Source organism: Mycobacterium sp. (assembly GCF_032159765.1).
Classification (GTDB): domain Bacteria; phylum Actinomycetota; class Actinomycetes; order Mycobacteriales; family Mycobacteriaceae; genus Mycobacterium.
Map to the genome: position 1 here is coordinate 1 of NZ_JAVHWM010000154.1, position 4122 is coordinate 4122.

General features: G+C 63.8%; 3 protein-coding genes. 1 reads left to right on the forward strand and 2 read right to left on the reverse strand.

All coding sequences use genetic code 11. From position 1 onward, the window contains the following. Positions 1 to 2569 (forward strand): YncE family protein (locus tag QOH60_RS18825; protein ID WP_526423150.1); only part of this gene is annotated, 2569 nt, incomplete at its 5' end. A gap of 18 nt (positions 2570 to 2587) precedes the next feature. Here the strand turns inward: QOH60_RS18825 and QOH60_RS18830 are convergent. Both QOH60_RS18830 and QOH60_RS18835 read right to left on the reverse strand, forming a co-directional pair. Continuing rightward, the gene (locus QOH60_RS18830) at positions 2588 to 3232 is read right to left on the reverse strand and encodes a DUF3060 domain-containing protein (protein WP_526423152.1); all 645 of its coding nucleotides are present in this window, start codon (positions 3230 to 3232) and stop codon (positions 2588 to 2590) included. 50 nt (positions 3233 to 3282) lie between these two features. Further along, on the reverse strand, positions 3283 to 4122 hold an 840-nt coding region (locus QOH60_RS18835), incomplete at its 5' end, for a homocysteine S-methyltransferase family protein (protein WP_526423154.1).

Genomic DNA, 4122 nt, shown 5'->3' on the forward strand with positions numbered 1-4122 from the left:
CCCCGACGGGCACAGCCTGACCTACGATCCCAACCCCGGCGCCACCGGAACGGACACGTTCAGTGTCACCGCCAGCGACGCCAGTGCCGCCCCGCATATCCACGGCCTGCCCGGCCTGCTGAACGCACTATCCTTCGGCGTTCTCGGCGACGCCGGCCACACCAGCACCATAAGCGTCACTATCCCGGTCAACAGCCCCCCAGTCGCCAACAACGACATCGCCACCGTGCTCGAAGGCAACACCACGACCTTCGCGGTCACCGCGAACGACACCGACGCCGGCGGCATCGACCTCTCTTCGGTAACCATCACCCAACCAACTACCCACGGCGCCTTGACCGTGAATAACGACGGCACCGTGACCTACGCGTCCGACGGCGCCGAAGTAACCACGGACAGCTTCAAATACACCGTCAAGGACACCAGCGGCGCGATCAGCAACGAAGCCACCGTCACCATCAGCATCACGCCGGTGGACGATGCGCCGGTCGCAGTCGACGACAGCGAAGAGGTCTTCGAAGGCGGCGACACGCAGTTCTTTGTTTCCTTGAACGACACCGACGCCGAGAACAACATCAACCACCAGTCGGTGACGATCACGCAGGCCCCCAGCCACGGTAGCGCGACCGTCGACCCGACCGGATCGATCACCTACGTCCACAACGGCGACGAAAGCCCCACCGACACCTTCAAATACACCGTCAAAGACACCGACGGGAAGGTCAGCAACGTAGCCACCGTCACGATGAACGTATTCGTTGTCGACGACGCACCGGTGGCAGTCGACGACGTCCTGACTGTCGCCGAAGGCGGGTCGCAGACCATCTCGGTTGTCACCAATGACACCGACGCCGAACACAACCTGAACCCGGCGTCGGTTGTCATCAGCCAACAGGCCGGCTTCGGCACCCTCACGCCAAACGGCAACGGCTCCTTCACCTACACCTCCAATGGCGCTGAGGTGCTTTCCGACAGCTTCAAATACACCGTCAAGGACACCGACGGAAAGACCAGCAATGTGGCGACGGTGCACATCACCATCACCCCGGTCAACGACCCACCGGTGAAAACCGCCGAGCCCACGGCCTCCACGCCGAGTCCCGACGAGCCCACGGTGACCGGTCAGGTGTTCGCGCGCGACCCCGACATCGGCGACCACCTGAGATACTCCGCCACCGCCGCCAAAGGCTCCGTCTCCATCGATACCTTCGGCTCCTACACCTACACCCCCAACGACGCCGCCCGAAGCGCCGGTCGCACCAGCCCCACTGACACGGTCACGGTCACGGTCACCGACGACCAGGGCGCGACGTTGACAATCTCCTTCCAAGTCGGCATTGCGCCGTTCAACAGCGCTCCGGTGAAATCCGCCGAATCCACCACTACGGGACCGACTTTCGAGCACCCCGAGGTGACCGGTCACGTATTCGCCACCGACCCCGACGGCGACCACCTGACGTATAGCGCGACCGTGGGCAAAGGGTTCGTCGACATCGACGACGACGGCGTCTTCACCTACCGTCCGGGCGACGACGCCCGTAAGCTCGCCGGCCGCCCCGGCGCGACAGGGGACGCCCTAAAAGACACCGTTACCGTCGCGGTCACCGATGTCTACGGTGCAACGACGATGATCACGGTGCCGGTCACCGTGGCGCCGGCCCAGAACGTCGTCGTCGACACCATCATGTTGACGAACGCGCCGTCCCAGCTGTTCACCGGCCCGAACAATACTTTCTATGTGCTGCAAGGCAACTCGGTGGTCCAGGTCAACGCCGTGACACACGCCGTTGTCCGAACCGTTCCCCTCGGCTTCTCCCCGACCGACTTGGTAATCACTCCGGACGGCGCGATCCTTGCCTCCAACAAAGGCGATAACAGCGTCACGAAGTTCCCAGCCGGCGGCGGGCAGAGCCAGAGGCTCGCCGAGTTCCTGCAACCGACCGAAATGGTGCTCGGTTCCGACGACAAGACACTGTATGTGGTCAATTCCCAGGTCAACACGGTGTCTCGCGTCGATTCCACCGTCTTCCAGACAGCGGAGCCTCCCAACCAGAGCACTTCGACAATTTCGCCGATCACCGCTTTGGCTGTGAGCTTCGACGGGAGAACCATCTTCGGCATGTTGGCCGACAAGCGCGTCATCGTCGCCGACGTCTCCGGTCCGGGCTTCACTTTCATCGAAACGGGGGTCCAAACGCCGGCTAGCGTACGGATGTTGATGAGCCCCGCCGGCAAGCTATATGCCATCGACCCCACCAATGATGCCGTGGAGGTATTCACGAAGTCGCTTTTGGGCTACAGCGGCTCAGACCTCGTCGGTCGGGGCGCTCCGAGCGATATCGCGCTGAGCGAGTTCGGATCCCGTGTCTACGTGGTCAACAAACTCGCCGGCGACGTCACCGTCTACGACGGCTCCAATAACCGGTTGGTCGCGACGATTCCGATCGGCGGGTCACCCGACGAGGTCGAAATCGATCCGACCGGACGCTACTTGTACGTGTCCGACAGCGCGACCAAGACCGTGTCGATCGTCCGCCTGGACATACCCGCAGCACCGGAGGACGACTGAGCTGATACAGCGCGAAAGTCAGCCCTGGCTGACGCTGACGTTGATCCCGCCTTTGGTGACCTTGGGTTCGCCCTTGTGGTAAATCGTGACGGTGTTGATCCCGCCGGCGACGATGACATCAGCCCAGTCGATGGTGGCGTGGGTGTTGTTGCCGGAGACGTTGACGGTGGCGCAGTGACCGGTGACGGTGAAATTGCCGTTGTTACCCGACAGGGATACGGATCCGTCATTGCACTCGATGGTCTTCGTCTCGTTGTTGCCGCCGACGCTCACCGACCCGCCTTTCGTCACCGTGAGCGTCGACGGGCCGAACGGGTCCATGCCGGACAAGCGACTACTCATGAACCAGGAGAACGCAATTCCGATCGGAATCGCCACCGCCCAGAAAATGCCGATGATCCACACGACACGAAACACCGGCGATCTGCGCCGCCCGTAGAGCGCAGGAATCGGGCCGGCAGGCGGGATGTATTGCGGAATCGGCGCAGGAGGCGCAGGGGTCGCTGCCCACGACGCGTCCGGCGTGGCCTCGCGAGCGGGGGGCGCTGCCCACGACGGGTCCGCCGTGGCCTCGCGAGCGGGGGGCGCCTCCGAGGCGGGGTAATGCTCGGCAAGCCCGCGTTCCAGCTCGGCGATGCGCTTCTCAGGGTCGTCGTCGTCCATCAGCAGATCGTCTCACCGAAAGGCGGCTGAGTCTCCCCCTGTCCACACCGCTATCCGGCGGCCCTGGCCGCGGTCACGTTGCGTGCGATCTGCTCGAGGTGATCGTCCCAGGTGCCGCAGCAGCCACCCCAAATGTCGATGTGCGGGTACTGCGCAGCAAGGCCACCCATCAGCTCGCCAAGCTCCATCGGGTCGCCGGACTCGAGATGGCCCAGCGTGCACAGCGAGACCTTGTCCATCAACGCGGCGTTGGGCCGTAGGCAACGCACTCTTTCGAACCATGCGCCGGATTCGATTGCCGGCATGAATTCCAACGGATGCGAGCAGTTGAAGCCGTAGAAGGCGGGCCGATCATCACCTGTCTGGGCGTCGATTGTCTCGATCGCCTCCTTGACGGACAGCCCGGACAGAAGACGACTTGTGTTGTGGTCGAACGTGAACGAGACCGCAAGTGGCACGTCTGCGCGGGCCGCCGCACGCGCCAACCCGACCACCTCCGGAATGCTGCTCAACGTCATGGCCTCAGCCAGGTCAACACCGGCGCGTGCCAGCGCAGTCAGTTGGACACTGTGGTACTCCTCGGCCTCGTCGGCCATCTCGGTCCGGTTCGCCAGATATGCGTCGCCGCGGGGGCCGATGACCCCGGCGTACATGAGTGCGGGCAGTTGGCCCTCGTAGGGTCGGGCGACATCGCGCAGGAAGTCGATCGCTCGCAACTGCGCCTCGGCCAGCGCCTGCGGCGAGTAACCGAGCAGCGAACCCCAATCGGGGCTCGCTCGGTAGTCGAGTCCCCCCATCACCACGCCGAACCCGTTCCGGGCGGCGGTATCGAGGTAGCGGACAAACATCCTCCTCAACTCGGCCATGGCATCCGGGTTGTCGAGCAACGG

Excerpts from the sequence above, each read along its gene's own strand:
- QOH60_RS18830 (WP_526423152.1), bottom strand. The coding sequence starts at position 3,232 with ATGGACGACGACGACCCTGAGAAGCGCATCGCCGAGCTGGAACGCGGG.